Below are 21,188 nucleotides of genomic sequence, written 5' to 3'. Positions count from 1 at the left end.
CGCCACTTTATCTCCGTGAGCGAGCTCTAAATGCGTACCGCAAATTCAGGACCTTACTGCTTCTCCCGCGGTGTCGGTTTTTAATGTCAGCAGGAGAACAGGCAAGCCAAGAAGCGCCATGGCGTAGAAGCTGTCTCCGCTTAACTGTTCGTAGAGCTCACCGCTCACCACAGTAAGAAGCGCCATGATCACCCCCATGGGGATTGCGCTATACAATGCCTGCAACGCCATGATCTTGTCGCTTGCCTGCTGCTGGATATAGCGCATCGCGGCGATATGGGCGACGCCAAACGTCAGGCCATGAAGTGATTGCGCTGCAAACAGCACGCCGAGATCTGTACTCCACCCAGTCAAACACCAACGCAGAATCACCGCCAGTGCTGCCAGTCGAAACAGTGATTGCACTTGCCAATTTCCGAATAGCTTTGCGGCCAGTGCAAACATCATCACTTCCACCACCACGCCAAAGCTCCACAGGTAGCCCACCATCACGTCGGAAACGCCCGCCTGGGTCCAATGAATCGCACTGAATGCATAATAAGCGGCGTGGCTGCCTTGAATGAAGGAGACGGTAGCAAGAAACACCAACACGGATTTCACGCGAAGCACCTGAAGCAATGGCGTTCTAACCATCGCTTGGGTTTCTTCTTTCGCGGGTAGTTGCTGTGGCGAAGACAGACTCCAACACCAGGTCAACAGTAACGCTCCAGCAGCGAGAGGTACAATGATTGGCGGCCCAAAGCGCTCCACCAAGGTTCCTGCCATCATGGAACCCACCACAAACGCCAGCGAGCCCCAGAGCCTCGCCCGCCCGTAATCAATCAACTTCCGGCGGTTGTAATGATTGGCTAATGCATCTGAAACGGGAATGGATGGCCCTATCACGCTGTTAATCGCAATAGAAAGCGCGGTTAGCCAGAGTAAATCCGGCGTTGCCATCAAATGCAGAAAACCAATCACTGTGGCTAAAAATGACAGCCACCGAATAGCGGGAAGCAAATGCTCGGGTAGGTGAAAACGGGGCGTGAGGGTCAGGTTCACCACAAAGCGCGCCATAACGCCTGCGCCCAACACGATACCGATGTCATCTGCAGAGAGGCCAAGCCACGCCAGCCAGACTGACCAAAAAGGCAGATAAACCCCGAACGCAAAGAAATAGGCGCCGTAATATATAGATAGCCAATAGTAGGGGGTGGGACGGGGGTAACTCATTCTGGCGCATCCTTTCTGCCGCAACGAGGGTGGCTATTTTGACAGCGATTCATCCAAACTTACAGTCTCAACTTAGCATGGATTAATAGACTAAAGTCGGCTGGCAAGGCAACGGGTCGTACGACACACTGAGAGTAGAAAAGACACGCTGTGCGCGTGGTTAATAACACGGAGTTTGCCGCCATGCCTGAACCGTTCGACACTTCCTCGCCCCCGTTTGACCGCCTTGATGCCAAGCAAGCCAAGCATCTGCTGTCCTCATTGGATGTCGCCTATTACCGCCGCGGTGATGTCCTGATAGAAAAAGGGGAAGGCAATGATGCCCTTTATATCGTCATCAAAGGACGCGTTCAGGAAGTTAACCCTGATACCAAGGAAGTGCAGGCGCAGTATATTAAAGACGATCTGTTTGATGCCCGTGCACTACTGAAAGGCCATGCGCACCACAGATACCGCGTGGTAGAAGACACGCTTTGCTATGTGCTGCCCAAAGCCGTGTTTCTCGAACTCTATGGCCAAAACCAGTCGTTTGCTGACTACTTTAATACCAGTTTCAGTAAACGAAAACGCATGCTAGAAAAGGCGCAACAACAGCAGAACCTTGCCGAATTCATCCTGACTCAAGTGGATGAAACCAACATCCAGCCCATCATGACCATGCCCCATGGCACCTCGATTCAGGATGCCACGTTAAACCTTCGCCGCGAGCGTCAAGACTGCGCGCTGGTCGCCCTCGAAGGAAAACCGCACAATATCGGCATCATTACCCGAACCAACTTGCTGCACGCATTGGTTGAGGATGGCTGCACCTTAGAGTCTCCCGTGGGTGAAGTTGCCACCTCTCCGGTCATCAGTGTCGAGATGGGCGAGTATCTATTCAACGTGATGATCCTGATGACCCGCGACCGGGTAAAACGGGTGCGCGTCACCGAAGATGGCGAGACGGTCGGCATGCTGGATATGACTCAGGTGCTGAGTCTCTTTTCCACGCACTCTCACGTACTCACGCTGCAAATTAACCGCGCGCACTCGATTGAGGAACTCGCGCTCGCAGCCAATAACCAACATCAGCTCGTCGCCAATCTCACCAACAACGGCATCCACACTCAATTTGTCATGGAGCTGATTTCCGCCGTCAACGAACAGATCATCGAAAAAGCCTTCCGTCTCACCATTCCAGAAAGCTTCCACAATCAATGCTGCCTGTTTGTAATGGGCTCAGAAGGTCGCGGTGAACAGGTACTGAAAACCGATCAGGATAACGGGCTCATTCTCGCTGACGATGCCGATTGGCCAGACGTTCAACATTACATGGAAAGATTCAGTGAAGTGTTGAGCCGTCTGGGCTACCCGCCCTGTCCCGGCAATGTCATGGTTAACAATCCACGCTGGGTAAAAACCCAATCTGAGTGGATAAAAGAAATGGTCTCCCTCAGCAAGATTTCTGACGAACGCACCCTGATGGACCTAGCCATCATTGCGGACAGTCATGCGGTGGCCGGCAACAAAGCGTTGCTGGAACCTGTGATGGAAAAGCTTCATGCCACACTCAAAAGCAATATGTTGACGCTCAATACCTTCGTTCGCCCCTGCCTTGCGTTCCGTGTTCCCCTCACGCTTTTCGGTAGCTTAAAGGCGGATAAAGAAGGATTGGATGTCAAAAAAGGCGGCATCTTCCCACTGGTGCATGGTGTTCGCACCTTGGCACTGGAAAAAGGGCTCACCGAAACCAACACCTTTGAAAGACTGGATGCGCTGGTCGAATGCACGGCACTGGATCAGGAAACCGCCAATAACCTCTCTGAAGCGCTAAAGCTTTTCGTGAAGGTGCGCCTTAAACAACAGCTCGACAGCGATGCCAGCACGGGCAACCAGTTAGACGTCACCCAGCTTTCACGCACAGAACGGGATTTGCTGCGAGATTGCCTAGGCGTGGTGAAAAAATTCAAAGAACGGCTGGCTTCGCACTATCAGGTAAGGGACTAGCATGAACCTGGTGGAAAGGCTCTGGCTCAGGTACAAGTGGCGCGACAGCGAGTATGCCCCCCTGTTTTCTTCGCCCAGTGATGAAGAGTTGGTTTCATTGGATTGCGAAACCACCAGTCTCGACCCGCACAAAGCCGAACTGGTGACCATCGCTGCGACTAAAATCCGCGGCAATAAGATTGTCACCAGCGAGCCTTTCACCATTTCCCTTCGCGCGCCCAATTCACTGAGCGCCCAGTCGGTGAAAATTCACGGCATCCGACATCAGGATCTGAGCGATGGCGTCTCAGAAAAAGAAGCCATGCTCAGGCTGATCGCGTTTATTGGTAACCGACCGATTGTGGGTTACTACATCCAGTACGACAAAGCGATACTTGACCGCTATGCCAAAAAGCATCTTGGCTTCAAACTGCCCAACCGCACGATAGAAGTGAGTGACATATACCGTCGTAAGCTGGAACATATTCTGCCGAATGCCTATTACGACCTGAGTATGGAGGCGATAGCACACCACCTAGACCTACCCCTTTCCGGGCGGCATGACGCGCTCGATGATGCCATTAGTGCGGCGCTGATCTATGTTCGACTAAAGTACGGTGATGTACCAATGCCCACTTATTGATAATTTCCCCGCAACCCGCTGCATGTAAATGAGAGCAACGCCTCACTGTGACTGTTGAAAGGTCACAAAACCCAGAGAAAACGGCCTCTTCATCCTAAAGTCTAATTGTCGAGAATCCCTAACTATCCGACCTTAATGGAACAAGACCGCCAGACCGTACCCTATATTCTAATTTGTCGTGGTCGAACATTTGACGATGCCAGACAGCATCACGCAGGAACACAAGGAGAAAGATAATGAGTGAGGTTCACCTGCATCCGGTAATGCCGGAAATCGAAGCCAAAGCGCACGCAAACAACGACACCTACCGCGAGATGTATCAGCAGTCTGTTGTTAACCCAGAAGGATTCTGGCGTGAGCATGGCCAGATCGTAGATTGGATCAAACCTTTCACTAAGGTGAAGAACACCTCTTTTGATACCGGACACGTCGACATTAGATGGTTCGAGGATGGCACACTAAACGTTTCTGCCAACTGTATTGACCGCCACCTTGAGACGAAAGGCGACCAGGTTGCCCTGATCTGGGAAGGCGATGACCCGAACGACGACAAATCCCTGACTTACAAAGAGCTGCACACTGAAGTGTGTAAGTTCGCCAATGCGCTGAAAGGCCAAGGCGTACGCAAAGGCGATGTTGTGTGTCTTTACATGCCTATGGTAATGGAAGCGGCGATTGCGATGCTGGCATGTACCCGCATCGGGGCCGTTCACACCATCGTATTCGGTGGCTTTTCTCCAGAAGCACTGGCTGGCCGTATCGTCGACTCCAACGCGAAAGTGGTTGTCACTGCCGATGAAGGCGTGCGTGGCGGCCGTGCGGTACCATTAAAACAAAATGTGGATGCAGCGCTTGCAAACCCATCAGTCACGTCAGTTGAAAAAGTTGTTGTTTACCAACGCACTGGTAACACCATCGAGTGGAACTCAGACCGCGATGTATGGTGGCACGAAGCAACAGCCGTGGTGTCTGCAAACTGTGAACCAGAAGAGATGAACGCAGAAGACCCGCTGTTCATTCTTTATACGTCAGGCTCTACCGGCACGCCAAAAGGTGTTCTTCACACCACCGGTGGTTACTTGGTTTACGCGACCATGACCTTCAAATACGTGTTCGACTATCAGGAAGGCGAAGTCTTCTGGTGTACTGCCGATGTAGGTTGGATCACTGGTCACAGCTACCTGATCTACGGGCCGCTGGCAAACGGTGCGAAAACCATTCTGTTCGAAGGTGTGCCTAACTACCCATCAACTGCCCGTATGAGCGAAGTGGTTGATAAGCATCAGGTGAACATTCTGTACACCGCACCAACCGCAATCCGCGCCCTGATGGCGAAAGGTAACGAAGCGGTTGAAGGCACCAAGCGTGACTCACTGCGCATCATGGGCTCTGTGGGTGAGCCAATCAACCCAGAAGCGTGGGAGTGGTACTACAAGACTATCGGCGACAGCAAGTGTCCTATCGTGGATACCTGGTGGCAAACTGAAACCGGCGGCATCTTGATCACTCCACTGCCAGGTGCAACGGCACTGAAGCCAGGTTCTGCGACCCGTCCATTCTTCGGTGTACAACCAGCACTGGTTGATAACATGGGTAACATCATCGAAGGCGCGACCGAAGGTAACCTGGTCATGCTGGATTCTTGGCCGGGCCAGATGCGTACCGTTAATGGTGACCACGAGCGTTTCGAGCAAACTTACTTCTCAACCTTCAAAGGCATGTACTTCACTGGTGACGGTGCACGTCGTGACGAAGACGGTTACTACTGGATCACTGGTCGTGTAGATGACGTACTGAACGTTTCCGGTCACCGCATGGGTACTGCAGAAATCGAATCCGCACTGGTGGCATTCGACAAGATTGCAGAAGCGGCAATTGTTGGTGTTCCACACGACATCAAAGGTCAGGCTATCTACGCTTACATCACGCTGAATGCCGGCGAAGTGCCAAGTGCAGAACTGACCAAAGAAGTGAAAGACTGGGTGCGTAAGGAAATCGGTCCTATTGCGACACCGGACTTCATCCACTGGACAGACGCACTGCCGAAAACCCGCTCAGGCAAAATCATGCGTCGTATCCTGCGTAAGATTGCAACCGGCGATACTGGCAGTTTGGGTGACACTTCTACTCTGGCGGACCCAAGCGTGGTCGACAAACTTATCGCAGAGAAATCCAGCGTGGTATAACCACCAAGGTTTGATCCCGAAGGGCCGCTATACGCGGCCCTTTTTTTGACTGAAATGCATGGCCACAGGCTTGGGTGGCATCAATCGCGCTAACAGGTTATCGCGCAGCCAGAACTGGTGATACAAGGCGGCACCGATGTGCATGACCACGACAATCCCCAACACCGCACAACTAGCCCGGTGAACAAAGAAGAAGAAGTCATTAATCACCATATCAGTGACCGGATTTGGTATCTTCACCAGCCAGAAGAACCAGTAAGGCTCTTTGAGCATCAAATAACCGGAAACAAACACCAAGAACATTAAAAGGTAGATAACACTGTGGATGAACTTGGCGATGTTTTTTTCAAACGTTGTCGTTGAGTTAACCGGCTCAACCTTAGGGCGAAAATAACTCCAAATCCATCGCATGATGAACAAGACAGTACCTATCGTCGCAAATGACATGTTCAGCACAGATAGCACATCAAACGCCTTCGTCCCCACGACTAAATGCATGACATAGCCCGCCACCGTCGCATAGATGATGATGGCCGCCATACTCCAATGTAACAGTCGACTCAATGAGTCATAGCGCTTCTGAATCATATTCCCCTCCCAATAATCTTGGGGCTCGCACCCAATGACGCTTGCTAAAGCGAGGTGTTGCAGCACCTCAATGCCTTAATTATCGTACAGGTGAATCATTTTTTGAGCACTTAATTGATTAGTTTTCAGATAGTGTGGTATCGCTTCCGTAAACAGAACGACATTCCATTTAAAAACCTAAAGCCCCGCTACATTGAGCCAGAAATAAAAAAATAGTGGATTAAATGGCATGAAAATTGAGCCTAACTGCTCACCTCGACTAACTATTTCATCCTTAAGCCGTTTCGATTTAATGTCTCAACAATTAGACACAAAGAACACCGAAGACGTCGGTAAGATGAGTGGCACAAAACCGCGCGTTTAAAACACCGGATGAGATCTGCCTAACAGATTCACCCTCCTAGCTGGTCATTTCGTGAACTACTGCCACGAAATGTCTGTCATATCTGCGTAATCTGTACGCTGGATTGTCAGATTTTGTCTGATAAGACCAGTATTTTGCTGCCATTTGCGGTGAATTCTCTATAATTGCGAATCAGCAGATGGCTGGAGTGCCATTTTTCAGGTTCTCGCACCCTTGGGTGCTGAAAAGCAGAAGTTAACGCCTTTTCGCAACAAGAACAGGAACAAAGCGATCAATATGACGACAAATCGCAAAGTTTTACTTATCAATGGTCCGAACCTGAACATGCTTGGGGTTCGCGAACCAGGCCATTACGGACAGCAATCGTTAGATCAGATCGTCGCCGATCTGACGACACTAGCAGCATCTTTCAATATCCAACTTGAACACGTGCAGTCCAATGCGGAGCACGTCCTGATTGATACCCTCCATCAGGCCATGGGAAAGGTTGATTTCATTATTATCAACCCAGCCGCGTTCACGCACACCAGCGTGGCGTTGCGAGATGCCATTCTCGCTGTCGGCATTCCCTTTATTGAGGTGCACCTTTCAAACGTTCACGCCCGTGAGCCATTCCGTCATCACTCTTACTTCTCTGATAAAGCAGAAGGCGTGATTGTCGGACTGGGCGCTGACGGTTACGAATTTGCTCTACGTGCGGTCGCCAAGCGTCTGCAAGCAGAGAATAACTGAACAATAATTTCAAAGAGATAGACATCATGGATATTCGTAAAATCAAAAAACTGATTGAGCTTGTTGAAGAATCTGGCATCGCTGAGCTGGAAATCTCTGAAGGTGAAGAGTCAGTACGCATCAGCCGCGCAACCGCGCCAGTTGCCACTCAGGTTTACGCAGCACCCGCAGCACCCGCAGCGGCTCCTGCTCCAGTAGCGGCACCAGCAGCGCCTGCGGCGGCTCCGGCAGCAGCAGAAGCACCAGCAGTTGAAGCAGAAGTTGCGGGTCACCAGGTTCTGTCTCCAATGGTGGGTACTTTCTACCGCTCTCCAAGCCCAGAAGCGAAGTCTTTCGTTGAAGTGGGTCAATCAGTCAACGTTGGCGATACCCTTTGCATCGTTGAAGCGATGAAAATGATGAACCAAATCCAAGCAGACAAAGCGGGTGTAGTGAAAGCTATCCTGTGTGAAGACGGCCAAGCAGTAGAGTTTGACCAAGCTCTGGTCATCATCGAGTAATCGAGGACAGCTATGTTAGATAAAATTGTCATCGCTAACCGCGGTGAAATTGCGCTTCGCATCCTTCGTGCGTGTAAAGAGCTCGGCATCAAAACGGTTGCCGTTCACTCCACCGCCGATCGCGATCTGAAGCACGTATTGCTGGCAGACGAATCTATCTGTATCGGTCCTGCATCAAGCGTTGAAAGTTACCTGAACATCCCACGCATCATTAGTGCTGCAGAAGTGACGGGTGCGGTGGCTATCCACCCAGGTTACGGCTTCCTGTCAGAGAATGCAGATTTTGCAGAGCAGGTAGAGCAATCAGGTTTCATTTTCGTTGGTCCTCGCGCTGAAACTATCCGCCTGATGGGTGACAAAGTATCTGCCATCAACGCGATGAAAAAAGCGGGCGTACCTTGTGTACCAGGCTCTGATGGTCCACTTGACGACGACGATTCTAAGAACAAGGCTTTCGCAAAACGCATCGGCTACCCTGTGATCATCAAAGCATCCGGTGGTGGTGGTGGTCGCGGTATGCGTGTGGTTCGTTCTGAAGCAGAACTGACTGACGCTATTGCCATGACCCGCGCAGAAGCAAAAGCTGCCTTCAACAATGACATGGTTTACATGGAGAAATTCCTGGAAAACCCACGCCACGTTGAAGTGCAGGTTCTGGCTGATGGTCAGGGCGGTGCGATTCACTTAGGTGAGCGTGACTGTTCGATGCAGCGCCGTCACCAGAAGGTTGTTGAAGAAGCGCCAGCGCCGGGTATCACTGCTGAAATGCGCAAGTACATCGGTGAACGTTGTTGCCGCGCGTGTTTGGAAATCGGCTACCGCGGTGCAGGTACGTTTGAGTTCCTGTACGAAAACGGTGAGTTCTACTTCATTGAGATGAACACCCGTATTCAGGTTGAACACCCTGTGACCGAAATGGTAACCGGCGTTGACCTGATCAAAGAACAGCTTCGCATTGCAGCTGGCCAGCCTCTGTCATTCACGCAAGATGACATCCAAATCCGCGGCCACGCGATTGAGTGTCGTATCAACGCGGAAGACCCAGAGCGCTTCCTGCCAAGCCCAGGCAAAATCGATCGCTTCCATGCGCCAGGCGGCATGGGTGTGCGTTGGGAATCTCATGTGTACTCAGGCTATTCAGTGCCACCACACTATGATTCCATGATTGGTAAACTGATCTGCTTCGGTGAAAACCGTGACGTGGCCATTGCGCGTATGCGTAACGCTCTGCAGGAAACCATCATCGATGGCATCAAAACCAACATTCCTCTTCAGCTGGAAATCATGAAAGATGAGAACTTCCAGCACGGTGGTGCAAACATCCACTACCTGGAGAAGAAGCTGGGCATTCAGAAGTAATTCTGAGCCAAAGCCAAAAGGTCGCGTTTACGCGACCTTTTTTGTTTTTCGCGCCCAAACCCTGCACGTATAAATCTGTCACATTCTCCGTGGTTTTGTCACAATAGACCTCTTATCAACACTCTCTTATCGCGTTAAGTAAGAAGGCTCTAATGAAGACACTTAGCAGCCGATACCGCCAGGCTCACAAGGAAGCCAAATGGGCGATTGCACTCGCACTCGCGTATTTTGCATGGTGGTACGGATTTGCCTATGGTCTGGCCCCAGAAGGAATTGAACAGACTCCCCCGACACTCTATTTCGGTTTGCCACTTTGGTTTTTGCTGTCCTGCGTTATCGGCCCCCTTTTATTTACCCTGCTGTGTGCACTGATGGTGAAATTCATCTACAAAGACATGCCACTCGACATCGAAGAGGAAGCGTCCGATGAATAGTCAGCTTCTTATCCCGATGGCGCTATATCTGGTTGCCGTGTTTGCGCTGGCCATTTATTCGCGCAAACAAGGAGATCGCAGCGGCGGGTTCTTGAATGAATACCTACTTGGCAGCCGAAGCATGGGCGGATTTGTGCTGGCGATGACTCTCGCGGCTACCTACGCCAGTGCGAGTTCATTTATCGGTGGGCCCGGTGCGGCATACAAAATGGGGCTCGGATGGGTGCTACTGGCGATGATCCAGTTACCTGCAGCCTGGCTGACACTCGGTGTACTTGGGAAGAAGTTCGCTATTGAGTCTCGTCGTCACAATGCGCTCACCCTGAATGACATGCTCTATGCGCGTTACAAAAACCGCGCTGTGGTAATTTTCGCCTCTCTGGCTTTATTACTGGCCTTTTTCGGCACCATGGTGGTTCAGTTCGTTGGTGGCGCACGCTTGCTGCAGACTGTCACCGGGCTTTCCTATACCCACGGTCTTATGCTGTTTGCCTTCACGGTGGGCGTTTACACCACCATCGGCGGATTTCGCGCTGTAGTCATGACCGACACCGTGCAGGGCATCATGATGATCATCGGCACTATTGCGTTGCTGGTTGGCATCATTCACGCCGGCGGCAGTCTGGGTGAGATGATTACTGACCTTCACGCCATCGATCCTGCACTTGTAACACCTTACGGGCCGAATAACTTCCTGTCAGAGCCGTTTATGCTGAGCTTCTGGGTATTGGTCTGTTTCGGTGTGATTGGCCTTCCCCATGCCGCGGTGCGTTGCATGTCTTACAAATCCAGTAAATCGCTGCATAAAGGCATGGTGATCAGTACAGCGATGGTGGCGCTATTGATGCTGGGCATGCATTTAGCCGGAGCGCTGGGCCGCGCGATTGTTCCGGAAATTGATAACCCGGATCAGATAATGCCAACGCTAATGATGACGGTTTTGCCCCCTGTCGTTGCCGGTGTGTTTCTGGCGGGCCCAATGGCAGCGATTATGTCGACCATCGACTCACAGCTCATTCAGGCTTCTGCGACGCTGCTGAAGGATTTGTATCTCAACTACATCAATCCCAATGCCGCCAAAGCGTCGGATGCAGAAAGCAAATTACCCAAACTCTCTTTATGGGTAACGGGGATCTTCTCACTGCTGGTATTCGTCGCGGCCACCAACCCACCTGACATGATCATCTGGCTGAACCTGCTCGCCTTTGGCGGTATGCAGGCGGTGTTCCTATGGCCGCTGGTGCTTGGCCTTTACTGGAAGAAAGCCACCGCTTCAGGTGCGTTAGTATCCATGATTACAGGCCTTGGCAGCTATGCCGCGCTTTCGACCTTTAAACCGGACATGGGCGGTGTACACGCCATTGTGCCTTCACTGACCATCAGTCTATTTGCCTTCCTGCTTGTTAGCCGTATGCAGTATACGAAGACACGCCAAGCAACCGCATAACTCCTCAGGGCAGCATTCGCTGCCCTTTTTCTTCCTTTTCTTGACCCCGAGGCTATGCGGTCTGACTATTTTTTATGCTAGACTCCGCGCCTTAAAATCGTCGTTAAACGAAGAAGTGAAGAAACCATGCCTTGGATTCAAATCAAACTGAACGCAACCGCAGAAACCGCTGAAGCCATTGGTGACATGCTGATGGAAGAAGCCGGTGCGTTGTCAGTCACTTTCCTTGATGCCAAAGACACCCCAGTGTTTGAACCTATGCCGGGTGAAACCCGTCTGTGGGGCGAAACCGACATCGTCGCCCTGTATGACGCAGAAACCGACATGAATGCAGTAGTGGCTATCCTAAAAAACAGCCCGCTGCTGGATGAAAACTTCACGCACAAAATTGAGCAGTTGGAAGACAAAGACTGGGAACGCGCCTGGATGGATAACTTCAAGCCGATGCGTTTTGGTCAGCGTCTTTGGGTTTGCCCAAGCTGGTGTGATGCACCAGAGCCAGAGGCCGTCAACATCATGCTTGATCCTGGTCTGGCGTTCGGTACCGGTACTCATCCAACGACAGCACTCTGTCTCGAGTGGCTGGATGGTCTGGACTTGTCTGGCAAGACAGTGATCGACTTCGGTTGCGGCTCAGGCATTTTGTCGCTAGCAGCGCTTCTGCTGGGCGCAGAGAAAGTTATCGGCATCGATATCGACCCACAAGCACTGCAAGCATCTAAAGCCAATGCAGAACGCAATGGCGTCGCAGATCGCCTTGAGCTTTACTTGCCTCAAGATCAACCAGAGAACCTGCAAGCCGAAGTCGTGGTTGCCAACATTCTGGCGGGTCCACTTCGCGAGCTTTCTCCAATCATCAAAAGCCTGATCGCACCGCAAGGTGTACTGGCGATGTCCGGTGTATTGGATAGTCAGGCTGAGTCTGTTGCAGACTGTTACCGCGATGAACTCAGCGTTGACGCGATTGTCGAAAAAGAGGAATGGTGTCGCATCACTGCGTACAGAGCCTAACTCAGTGATAATTGAACAATTTTTGTACTAAAAAATTGAATTATCTGGATTTTTGAAAAATCAAGGCAAAACGCTCAAATATTGGCCTTTTCAGAGCAGGAAAAAATGCGTAAAATGCGCGCCCTTGCTGACATAGAAGGTATCCCCTTGCAAATCGGACCATACAAACTGGAAAACCAACTTATCGTGGCGCCTATGGCAGGCGTGACCGACAGACCTTTCCGCGAACTCTGTTTGCGCTACGGGGCTGGCATGGCGGTAAGTGAAATGATGTCTTCCAATCCGGCGATGTGGCACACGGCCAAATCAAGAAACCGGATGGTTCATCTCGATGAAAAGGGGATCCGTTCTGTTCAGATCGCTGGCGCTGAGCCAGCACTGATGGCAGATGCCGCACGCTTCTGTGTTGAAAACGGCGCGCAAATCGTCGACATCAACATGGGCTGCCCGGTAAAGAAGGTCAATAAGAAACTGGCTGGCTCAGCACTGCTGACCCGACCGGATATCATTGAGCAGATCCTGAAAGCAGTGGTTTCTGCGGTAGACGTTCCCGTCACGCTGAAAACCCGGACAGGCTGGGATCCGGACAACAAGAATTGTGTCCAGATCGCCAAAATGGCCGAGGACTGTGGCATTCAGGCGTTGGCCCTTCACGGCCGTACACGCGCTTGCATGTATAAAGGGGAAGCTGAGTACGACAGCATCAGAGCGGTCAAAGAAGCTATCTCTATCCCGGTTATCGCCAACGGGGATATCGATTCGCCTCAGAAAGCCAAATTTGTGCTGGATTACACAGGTGCCGATGCCTTAATGATTGGCCGCCCTGCACAAGGGCGTCCTTGGATTTTCCGTGAAATCCAACATTACCTTGCCACGGGTGAAGCACTCGATGCGCCACCGATGGAAGAGGTAAAAGCAATTTTGTTGGGCCATGTTCAGGGGCTTCACCAGTTTTATGGTGAGCTAAAAGGACTGCGTATCGCGCGTAAGCACGTGAGCTGGTACCTGAAAGAACATGACCAAATTGGCGATTTTCGCCAGACTTTCAACGCAATCGAAGACGCTCACGAGCAGATCGATGCGCTGCAAGATTACTTCGAAAACGTTGCATAAATACGAGAAGAGCTGACAGAGTATGTTCGAACAAAACCTGACTTCAGAAGCATTGACAGTGACTACTGTGACTTCACAAGATCAAATCACCCAGAAGCCACTGCGTGACTCAGTAAAAGCCTCCCTGAAAAACTACCTAGCGCAGTTGAATGGCCAGGAAGTCAATGACCTGTACGAGCTGGTACTGGCAGAAGTTGAGCAACCACTGCTGGACACCATCATGCAATACACTCGCGGTAACCAAACCCGCGCAGCAACCATGATGGGTATCAACCGTGGTACTCTGCGTAAGAAACTCAAAAAGTACGGCATGAACTAATCATCTGAACTTAAGTTTCTGACGAAAAAGGCAAATCATCTTTGGTGATTTGCCTTTTTTGCGTTCTGTAATCATCCATTTGCATAAACTGATTGGCAAAACAAATCCCAGAAACAGAAAAAGCGCCGTTTCGGCGCTTTTTGCTTATCATTGGCTACGAATTACAGGTATTCGCAGAAGTACGCGGTCGTTTGCTCAACTTTCACCTGGAATGATGATTCACCCGGTACTTCAAAGTCATCGCCAGCACCGTAGTTTTCCCACTCGATATGACCTGGCAGTTTTACGGTTAACTCGCCTTTCACCACATGCATACGCTCAGGTGCCGCAGTACCGAAGGTGTATTCACCGACTTCCATCACGCCCACGCTCAGTGGACCTTTGTTTTCAAAGCTGATGGACTTTACGCCACCATCAAAATATTCGTTTACCTTTAACATCTTTGTCCTTTATTACTCGTGATGTACCCAGTCGACCGCAAGATGCTTGTTTTTCAAGGCTCTGGAGCCGGGGGACCTATCCTTTCGATTTCCCTGACGCTATCACACTCTTATCACGTTCCCAAACCTTATTTTGGCATCCACTGGTCGCGGCAGCTGGTTTTTACGTATTCCCGTTTTCGAACATGGATTTAGTGTACGCCTGTGCCACACTTAGAGCCAGTTCTGACTATCGACGTAAATTAAGGAGAGAATAATGTCGCAGATCCTGTTTAAGGGAGAGCCTATCCCACTTGTTGGCAACTTACCGAAAGTCGGTGACCATGCGCCGGATTTCTCACTCGCGGCTGGTGATTTGTCTGAGCTCACGCCAGCTGCTCTTCGTGGCAGCAAGGTAGTGCTGAATATCTTCCCAAGCATTGATACCCCAACCTGTGCTGCCAGCGTTCGCGCATTCAATGAGAAAGCAGCATCAATGAAAAACACCAAGGTCGTATGTGTGTCCGCCGATCTGCCCTTCGCAGCGAGCCGTTTTTGCGAACTGGAAGGCTTGGAGAACGTCCAGCATGCATCGACGTTCCGGGACCCATCCTTTATGAGAGATTATGGTGTGGCGATTGCTGAAGGGCCTCTGGTTGGCTTGGCTGCCCGCGCGGTGGTGGTGCTCAATGAAGAAGGTGTGGTGCTGCATGTTGAGCTGGTGAGTGAGCTCTCTGACGAACCTGACTACGCGGCAGTGCTTGCAGAACTGGCGCAGTAAAGCAAATCAGAAGAAGGCCCCGTGCCTTCTTCTTTACTCTTTGGGCCTCTCACGACTTACTCCGACGCCAAGGCCTCCAAAATCGAACAGTGGCTGGCATCATCATCAACATGCCCACAGCAAGCATCATTGAGCTTCTTTAGCGCAGCGCGGATCTCAGTCAGCTCAGCGATTTTCTCGTCCAGTTCATCAAGTTTTTTCTGGGTAATGCCCTTCACCTCTGCACAGCTGTGTTGGGTCGCCTCCACACGGATTTCCAGTAGCTCCTGAATTTCCTCTAGCGTCAGCCCAATGCGTTTGCCTTTGATAATAAAGTACACGTGCGATACCGCACCCTCATCGTAAAGACGGTAGCCACTTTCACTCCGGGCAGCTGGTTGCAGCAGGCCAACTTTTTCATAAAACCGCAGCGTATCGCCCGACACGCCTGAGCGCTTGGCTAACTGCCCGATTTGTAACATCTTCATAGATCCCTTCTCGCGTATTTTTGTGACAAAACCACAAAAGCAATCGATTGCGTCAATAAATTAGGTTAGAATGTGCGCCGATTCAATTAAGGCTTCGCCGTAGCGGGTATTTGGCAAAGCGGCTCTCACAGCGGCGGTTTTGCCAAATATCCTATCCCCACATTTAAAGAGATGGTAGCAATGGAAAACGCTCGTCCTATTCGTCGCGCATTGATTAGCGTATCTGATAAAACCGGCATTGTAGAATTTGCCAAAGCTCTCGCAGAAAAAGGTGTCGATATCCTGTCGACTGGCGGTACCGCTCGCCTGCTGGCAGAGCAAGGTCTGGCAGTGACTGAAGTATCAGACTACACCGGTTTTCCTGAGATGATGGATGGGCGCGTGAAAACCCTGCACCCGAAAGTACACGGTGGCATTCTGGGTCGTCGTGACACTGACGATACAGTGATGAACGAGCACGGTATTTCGCCAATCGACATGGTTGTCGTCAACCTCTACCCATTCGCGGAAACAGTGGCAAAAGAAGGCTGTACGCTGGAAGATGCGGTTGAAAACATCGATATCGGTGGCCCAACCATGGTTCGCTCTGCGGCGAAAAACCACAAAGATGTGACCATCGTGGTGAATGCATCAGATTACGACCGCGTGCTGGCTGAACTGGATGCCAACAAGGGTTCACTGACACTGCAAACCCGTTTTGATCTGGCTATCTCTGCATTTGAACACACGGCTGCTTACGACGGCATGATCGCCAACTACTTCGGTACCATGGTGCCATCTTACGGCGACAACAAAGAGGGCGATGAGGAGTCGAAATTCCCACGTACCTTCAACCAACAGTTCATAAAAAAACAGGACATGCGCTACGGCGAGAACAGCCACCAGGCTGCGGCTTTCTACACCGAAGCTAATCCGGAAGAAGCGTCTGTCTCTACGGCTACCCAGCTTCAGGGTAAAGCGCTGTCTTACAACAACATCGCAGATACTGATGCCGCACTGGAGTGTGTGAAAGAGTTCATCGAGCCTGCGTGTGTGATTGTTAAGCATGCCAACCCATGTGGTGTGGCACTGGGTGATAACATCCTTGAAGCGTACGATCGCGCTTACAAGACTGACCCAACTTCCGCGTTTGGCGGCATCATCGCGTTTAACCGTGAACTGGATGCACAAACCGCACAAGCTATTGTTGACCGTCAATTCGTAGAAGTCATCATTGCACCAAGCGTGTCAGACGCTGCGGTAGGAGTGGTTAGCGCGAAGAAGAATGTTCGTCTGCTGGTTTGCGGCGAATGGACCACACAAACTACTGGCTTTGACGTGAAACGCGTTAACGGCGGTCTACTGGTTCAGGACCGTGACCAAGGCATGGTCTCTCTGGATGACCTGAAAGTGGTTTCCAAGCGTCAGCCTTCTGACGAAGAACTGCGTGATGCGCTGTTCTGCTGGAAAGTCGCGAAATACGTGAAATCCAACGCGATTGTTTACGCGAAAGGTAACATGACCATCGGTGTAGGCGCAGGCCAGATGAGCCGCGTTTACTCGGCGAAAATTGCGGGTATCAAAGCCGCTGACGAGAATCTGGAAGTGGCAGGCAGCGTGATGGCGTCTGATGCATTCTTCCCATTCCGCGATGGTATCGATGCCGCTGCAGAAGCCGGCATTACCTGTGTTATCCAGCCAGGCGGTTCAATGCGTGATGACGAAGTGATTGCCGCTGCTGACGAACACGGCATGTCAATGGTCTTCACTGGCATGCGCCACTTCCGCCACTAAGCATTTTTCACAGCCCAGAGTCACTCTGGGCTGCTTTGATTGAAGGATTCAAAATGGACGTATTGGTTATTGGCAGCGGCGGTCGTGAACACGCTCTGGCGTGGAAAGTCGCACAGTCTGCAAAAGTTGAGACCGTTTTTGTCGCGCCAGGCAACGCAGGTACCGCACTGGAGCCAAAACTGGAAAATGTCGCCATTGGCGTCGAAGACATCGCAGCGCTGGTCGCTTTTGCTCAGGATAAAAATATCGGCCTGACCATTGTCGGCCCTGAAGCCCCACTTGTGATTGGTGTGGTTGATGCTTTCCGTGAAGCGGGCTTGCCTATCTTCGGCCCAACCGAAGCTGCTGCGCAGCTGGAAGGCTCAAAAGCCTTCACCAAAGACTTCCTTGCCCGTCACCAAATCCCGACAGCGGAATACCAGAACTTTACAGAGATTGAGCCAGCACTGGCGTACGTGCGCGAGAAAGGCGCACCTATCGTCGTGAAAGCAGACGGTCTGGCGGCAGGTAAAGGCGTTATCGTCGCAATGACCCTGGAAGAAGCGGAAAACGCGATTCGTGACATGCTGGCAGGCAATGCTTTTGGTGATGCTGGCAGCCGTGTGGTTATCGAGGAGTTCCTTGATGGCGAAGAAGCGAGCTTTATCGTCATGGTTGACGGTGAAAACGTTCTGCCAATGGCCACCAGCCAGGATCACAAGCGTGTCGGTAATGGCGATACAGGCCCGAACACTGGCGGTATGGGCGCGTACAGCCCTGCACCTGTGGTCACCGCAGACATTCACGCTCGCGTGATGAATGAAGTGATTTACCCAACCGTTCGCGGCATGGCGTCAGAAGGCCACCCATACACAGGTTTCCTCTATGCAGGCCTGATGGTGATGGCTGACGGCACACCGAAAGTGATTGAATACAACTGCCGCTTTGGCGACCCAGAAACCCAGCCAATCATGTTGCGTTTGCAATCTGATCTGGTTGAACTTTGCGAAGCTGCGGTAGCAGGTAAGCTGGATACCGTAGAGTCCAAGTGGGACCCACGCGCATCCATCGGTGTTGTGCTGGCAGCAGGCGGCTACCCTGCGTCATACAACAAAGGCGATGTCATTTCTGGCTTGCCAACCACTGAGTTGGATGCAGCGAAAGTGTTCCATGCCGGTACCGCAGAAAAAGACGGTAATGTTGTGACTGCTGGCGGTCGTGTGCTGTGTGCAACCGCAATGGGTGACACTGTTTCAGAAGCGCAAAAACGTGCTTATGAGCTGGCATCACAAATCAGCTGGGATGGCATGTTCCACCGTGATGACATTGGCTACCGTGCGATTGCACGTGAGCAGGGTGAGTAATCCCTCAAGCTGAAATGCTACACTAAAACGTCAAAACGCGCCCAATCGGCGCGTTTTTTCTTTCTGGGAGATGCGAACTTTAGAATTCCGGTCTTTCGAAACAATCCGCACTGTCATTATCCAGCACGATAATGGTTTCTGCCGCATTGGTGTTGCGGCCAACTTTGCCGACAGCTGCGATGAAATTATCTTCTTTCTTCAGCCTGCGCAGAATGTAATCCGGAAACTCGGCACTGAACTTCAGAGTCTTTACTTCACCAGAGCCACACTCTTCAAACACCCCTTCGTTCCAGTAGCCTTGGAAGAAGCTTTTGTTGTTCTTGCCCAGCGCCTTAGCGGTCTCTAAGGCCTTTTCTGCTTGCTGGTAATACCTTATCAACTCAGTGGTACGTATTGGCAGCAACGTACCATGAGGCGATATTGCTGATACACCGCTTGCCCTTCAGAGTCATAGCGGATCAGAATTGACTGATGCTTTAGCTTACCATCAATCAAAGTATTCCCTTCGCGCTGAATTTCACGCACGACACCTTTGCGCCAGCGGTATTCAGACGAATACTGACCATAGTCACCCATCATCACTGTTTCAGTGAGGGTCTCGGGAAAGCGTTGACGTTCATCAAGCCAGAAAATACTGGTGGCATCACCCCGCACAGAGGCAGTGACGGTTTGAACAGGAGGTTGAATTTTCTCTGTCGAGCTACAGCCCGCCAAAGTAAGAATAAGAGATGAAACGAGGAGAGACGCTTTAACGCGCATAAAAATCCGCCAAAACAAGAAATTGCTTTGGCGGAGTATAACTTACTTAACTGCGTCTTTAAGCGCTTTGCCCGCAACAAACGCAGGAACGTTTGCAGCTGCAATTTGGATTTCCTGACCAGTTTGTGGGTTACGGCCAGTGCGCGCAGCACGGTGGTTAACTTTAAACGTACCGAAACCGATCAGTTGAACCTGGTCACCGTCTTTCAGTGCACCTTCGATACCCGCCAGAGTTGCTTCCAGTGCAGCTTTAGCTTGTGCTTTAGACAGGTCTGCTTTTTCAGCAATCAGGTCGATCAAGTTGGTCTTGTTCATTAGGTCTTCCCTTCTTAGGTTTTCTTGAGACAAGTGAACTCTAATTCAAAAGAAGCCCAGCTGGCAAAGGTTTGTGGCGCTACAAGTGACTGTATGCAGAGTCTTTAACCACAAACTGAGCGCATCCTCACAAAATATTGGGTATATTTTGGCGGCAACTCTTGTATTTACTGCCCTCAGACCCGATCTTTGGCGCTACTATTGGTCCTGTTTATTACATTTACGCTGGAAAAAGATGATCCTGCTATTCATGTTTGTGGCACTTTCCATTGGTGTCTCATTTATCTGTTCGGTGCTCGAAGCGGTGCTTTTGAGTATTACCCCGAGTTATCTCGCCCAAATGCGACAGCAAGGTCACCCGGCTGCCGGACGTCTGTCTTTGTTGAAAGATGATATCGACCGTCCATTGGCTTCGATTCTGACCCTGAACACCATCGCCCACACCGTAGGTGCAGCAGCATCCGGTGCACAAGCAGCAAAAGTCTTCGGTGATGCCTGGTTAGGCGTATTCTCCGGCGTGCTGACGCTAGCGATTCTGGTGTTGTCTGAAATCGTGCCAAAAACCATTGGTGCAACCTACTGGCGTCAACTGGCACCGGGCGCCGCTACCGTGCTGCGTTGGATGGTATGGGCACTTACCCCTTTCGTTTGGGCTTCGGAGCAACTGACCCGTCGACTGGCGCACGGTAAAGAGCAGCCAAAACTGCGTGATGAAATTTCTGCGATGGCAATGTTGGCGAAAGAAAGTGGCGAGCTGGAAGACGACGAGTCCACCATGCTGACCAACTTACTGAGCCTTCGTGACGTGCCGGTTACCAAGCTGATGACGCCACGCCCTGTGCTGTTCCGCGTTGATGCCACCATGACCATTGAGGATTTCCTGCGTGAGCACCACGACACGCCGTTCTCCCGTCCGCTGGTTTACGCAGAGTCACGTGACAATATTCTTGGCTTTGTACACCGCCTCGAGCTGTTCTCCGCCAGCCAGCACGGTAAAGGTCAGAAGCAACTTGGCAGCCTGATGCGCCCAATCCCAGTGGTTCATGACTCCACTATCGTGCCAAAAGCATTTGACCGCCTGATGGCTCAGCGCTCTCAACTGGCGCTGATTGTTGACGAGTATGGCGACGTTCAGGGCATCATCACACTGGAAGATATCTTCGAGCACCTGATGGGCAAAGAAATCATGGATGAGGCCGACAAGACTTCAAACATGCAGGCACTTGCCCATGAACGCTGGGAAGACTGGAAAGAAACCCATGGCGTGATTGAAAGCAAAGATGATGACGAAGAAGAAGCGGAAAAAGCGACTGAAGAATTAGCGGAAGCCTCAGAAAAAGAAGAGGTCTCTCAAAAGAACACCGAGGACGGGAAATCGACGTCGCTGAACGAGGAAGAGAAAACCTCAAAGTAATCGTCACCAAAAGAAAACGGGCCATCAGGCCCGTTTTTTTATTT

22 protein-coding genes are annotated in these 21,188 nt (G+C 51.2%); 15 read left to right on the top strand and 7 right to left on the bottom strand.

Going from position 1 to position 21,188, the window contains the following annotated elements:
- Positions 1 to 45: 45 nt before the first annotated feature.
- Positions 46 to 1,212 carry a 3-phenylpropionate MFS transporter gene (locus tag G5S52_RS21145; RefSeq protein WP_165018280.1) on the bottom strand — a complete coding sequence of 389 codons (1,167 nt, stop codon included), beginning with the start codon at positions 1,210 to 1,212 and terminating at the stop codon, positions 46 to 48.
- A gap of 183 nt (positions 1,213 to 1,395) precedes the next feature.
- Between G5S52_RS21145 and G5S52_RS21140 the strand changes: the two genes are divergently transcribed.
- The 3 genes from G5S52_RS21140 (at position 1,396) to acs (ending at position 6,006) form a co-directional block, all read left to right on the top strand.
- Positions 1,396 to 3,198, top strand: a complete 1,803-nt coding sequence (locus tag G5S52_RS21140) for a DUF294 nucleotidyltransferase-like domain-containing protein (RefSeq protein ID WP_165018278.1) — start codon at positions 1,396 to 1,398, stop codon at positions 3,196 to 3,198.
- 1 nt (position 3,199) lies between these two features.
- Entirely contained in the window at positions 3,200 to 3,820 is a 621-nt protein-coding gene (locus G5S52_RS21135) for a 3'-5' exonuclease (protein WP_165018276.1), read from the top strand.
- Positions 3,821 to 4,056: 236 nt separating this feature from the next.
- Positions 4,057 to 6,006: an acetate--CoA ligase gene (gene acs, locus G5S52_RS21130; protein WP_165018274.1), complete on the top strand. Its 1,950-nt coding sequence runs from the start codon at positions 4,057 to 4,059 to the stop codon at positions 6,004 to 6,006.
- A gap of 27 nt (positions 6,007 to 6,033) precedes the next feature.
- Here the strand turns inward: acs and G5S52_RS21125 are convergent, their stop codons facing one another.
- On the bottom strand, positions 6,034 to 6,594 hold the full coding sequence (locus tag G5S52_RS21125; RefSeq protein ID WP_165018272.1) for a cytochrome b: 561 nt from the start codon (positions 6,592 to 6,594) through the stop codon (positions 6,034 to 6,036).
- Positions 6,595 to 7,234: 640 nt separating this feature from the next.
- On the opposite strand from G5S52_RS21125, the gene aroQ reads away from it, so the two are divergent.
- From aroQ to fis, 8 genes are all read left to right on the top strand, one after another.
- Positions 7,235 to 7,690, top strand: coding sequence for a type II 3-dehydroquinate dehydratase (gene aroQ, locus G5S52_RS21120; protein ID WP_039850575.1), 456 nt, complete (start codon positions 7,235 to 7,237; stop codon positions 7,688 to 7,690).
- A gap of 26 nt (positions 7,691 to 7,716) precedes the next feature.
- Positions 7,717 to 8,190, top strand: coding sequence for an acetyl-CoA carboxylase biotin carboxyl carrier protein (accB, locus tag G5S52_RS21115; RefSeq protein WP_165018270.1), 474 nt, complete (start codon positions 7,717 to 7,719; stop codon positions 8,188 to 8,190).
- A 12-nt stretch (positions 8,191 to 8,202) separates the two neighbouring features.
- Complete coding sequence (accC, locus tag G5S52_RS21110; protein WP_165018268.1) at positions 8,203 to 9,549, top strand: acetyl-CoA carboxylase biotin carboxylase subunit; 1,347 nt, start codon at positions 8,203 to 8,205, stop codon at positions 9,547 to 9,549.
- A 152-nt stretch (positions 9,550 to 9,701) separates the two neighbouring features.
- Positions 9,702 to 9,983: a YhdT family protein gene (locus G5S52_RS21105; protein ID WP_165018265.1), complete on the top strand. Its 282-nt coding sequence runs from the start codon at positions 9,702 to 9,704 to the stop codon at positions 9,981 to 9,983.
- A complete protein-coding gene (gene panF / locus G5S52_RS21100; protein ID WP_165018263.1) occupies positions 9,976 to 11,430 on the top strand; it encodes a sodium/pantothenate symporter in 1,455 nt (484 codons plus the stop codon). The genes G5S52_RS21105 and panF overlap by 8 nt, the downstream gene beginning before the upstream one ends.
- Positions 11,431 to 11,556: 126 nt before the next feature.
- Positions 11,557 to 12,441: a 50S ribosomal protein L11 methyltransferase gene (gene prmA, locus G5S52_RS21095; protein ID WP_165018261.1), complete on the top strand. Its 885-nt coding sequence runs from the start codon at positions 11,557 to 11,559 to the stop codon at positions 12,439 to 12,441.
- A 147-nt stretch (positions 12,442 to 12,588) separates the two neighbouring features.
- The gene (gene dusB / locus G5S52_RS21090; RefSeq protein ID WP_039850576.1) at positions 12,589 to 13,554 is read left to right on the top strand and encodes a tRNA dihydrouridine synthase DusB; all 966 of its coding nucleotides are present in this window, start codon (positions 12,589 to 12,591) and stop codon (positions 13,552 to 13,554) included.
- Positions 13,555 to 13,576: 22 nt separating this feature from the next.
- Complete coding sequence (gene fis, locus G5S52_RS21085; RefSeq protein WP_002542007.1) at positions 13,577 to 13,873, top strand: DNA-binding transcriptional regulator Fis; 297 nt, start codon at positions 13,577 to 13,579, stop codon at positions 13,871 to 13,873.
- 161 nt (positions 13,874 to 14,034) lie between these two features.
- On the opposite strand, the gene ppnP is transcribed toward fis, so the two are convergent.
- Positions 14,035 to 14,313 carry a pyrimidine/purine nucleoside phosphorylase gene (ppnP, locus tag G5S52_RS21080; protein ID WP_165018260.1) on the bottom strand — a complete coding sequence of 93 codons (279 nt, stop codon included), beginning with the start codon at positions 14,311 to 14,313 and terminating at the stop codon, positions 14,035 to 14,037.
- A 256-nt stretch (positions 14,314 to 14,569) separates the two neighbouring features.
- Between ppnP and tpx the strand changes: the two genes are divergently transcribed.
- Positions 14,570 to 15,073, top strand: coding sequence for a thiol peroxidase (gene tpx / locus G5S52_RS21075; RefSeq protein ID WP_165018258.1), 504 nt, complete (start codon positions 14,570 to 14,572; stop codon positions 15,071 to 15,073).
- Between the two features lie 56 nt (positions 15,074 to 15,129).
- Here the strand turns inward: tpx and zntR are convergent, their stop codons facing one another.
- Entirely contained in the window at positions 15,130 to 15,534 is a 405-nt protein-coding gene (gene zntR, locus G5S52_RS21070) for a Zn(2+)-responsive transcriptional regulator (RefSeq protein WP_205744017.1), read from the bottom strand.
- Positions 15,535 to 15,720: 186 nt separating this feature from the next.
- Here zntR and purH point away from each other — a divergent pair, with 186 nt between their 5' ends.
- On the top strand, positions 15,721 to 17,313 hold the full coding sequence (gene purH / locus G5S52_RS21065; RefSeq protein ID WP_165018253.1) for a bifunctional phosphoribosylaminoimidazolecarboxamide formyltransferase/IMP cyclohydrolase: 1,593 nt from the start codon (positions 15,721 to 15,723) through the stop codon (positions 17,311 to 17,313).
- 53 nt (positions 17,314 to 17,366) lie between these two features.
- The gene (purD, locus tag G5S52_RS21060; protein ID WP_165018251.1) at positions 17,367 to 18,656 is read left to right on the top strand and encodes a phosphoribosylamine--glycine ligase; all 1,290 of its coding nucleotides are present in this window, start codon (positions 17,367 to 17,369) and stop codon (positions 18,654 to 18,656) included.
- A gap of 79 nt (positions 18,657 to 18,735) precedes the next feature.
- Here purD and G5S52_RS24255 read toward each other — a convergent pair whose 3' ends face one another.
- Genes G5S52_RS24255 through hupA form a run of 3 tightly spaced genes read right to left on the bottom strand, consistent with a single transcriptional unit; the run spans position 18,736 to position 19,730 of the window.
- Entirely contained in the window at positions 18,736 to 19,059 is a 324-nt protein-coding gene (locus G5S52_RS24255) for a DUF1481 domain-containing protein (RefSeq protein WP_268895550.1), read from the bottom strand.
- Entirely contained in the window at positions 19,032 to 19,415 is a 384-nt protein-coding gene (locus G5S52_RS24250; RefSeq protein ID WP_268895549.1) for a DUF1481 domain-containing protein, read from the bottom strand. Before G5S52_RS24250 ends, G5S52_RS24255 begins: the two co-directional genes overlap by 28 nt.
- 42 nt (positions 19,416 to 19,457) lie before the next feature.
- Positions 19,458 to 19,730 (bottom strand): nucleoid-associated protein HU-alpha, encoded by a 273-nt coding sequence (gene hupA / locus G5S52_RS21050; RefSeq protein ID WP_002542017.1) that lies wholly within the window; start codon positions 19,728 to 19,730, stop codon positions 19,458 to 19,460.
- A 235-nt stretch (positions 19,731 to 19,965) separates the two neighbouring features.
- Here hupA and G5S52_RS21045 point away from each other — a divergent pair, with 235 nt between their 5' ends.
- Positions 19,966 to 21,144, top strand: a complete 1,179-nt coding sequence (locus G5S52_RS21045; RefSeq protein ID WP_165018249.1) for a hemolysin family protein — start codon at positions 19,966 to 19,968, stop codon at positions 21,142 to 21,144.
- Positions 21,145 to 21,188 lie beyond the last annotated feature (44 nt).

Origin of the sequence: Grimontia sedimenti, assembly GCF_011045095.1 — a bacterium.
Taxonomy (GTDB): domain Bacteria; phylum Pseudomonadota; class Gammaproteobacteria; order Enterobacterales; family Vibrionaceae; genus Enterovibrio; species Enterovibrio sedimenti.
This window is presented reverse-complemented; position numbering and strand designations above follow the sequence as displayed.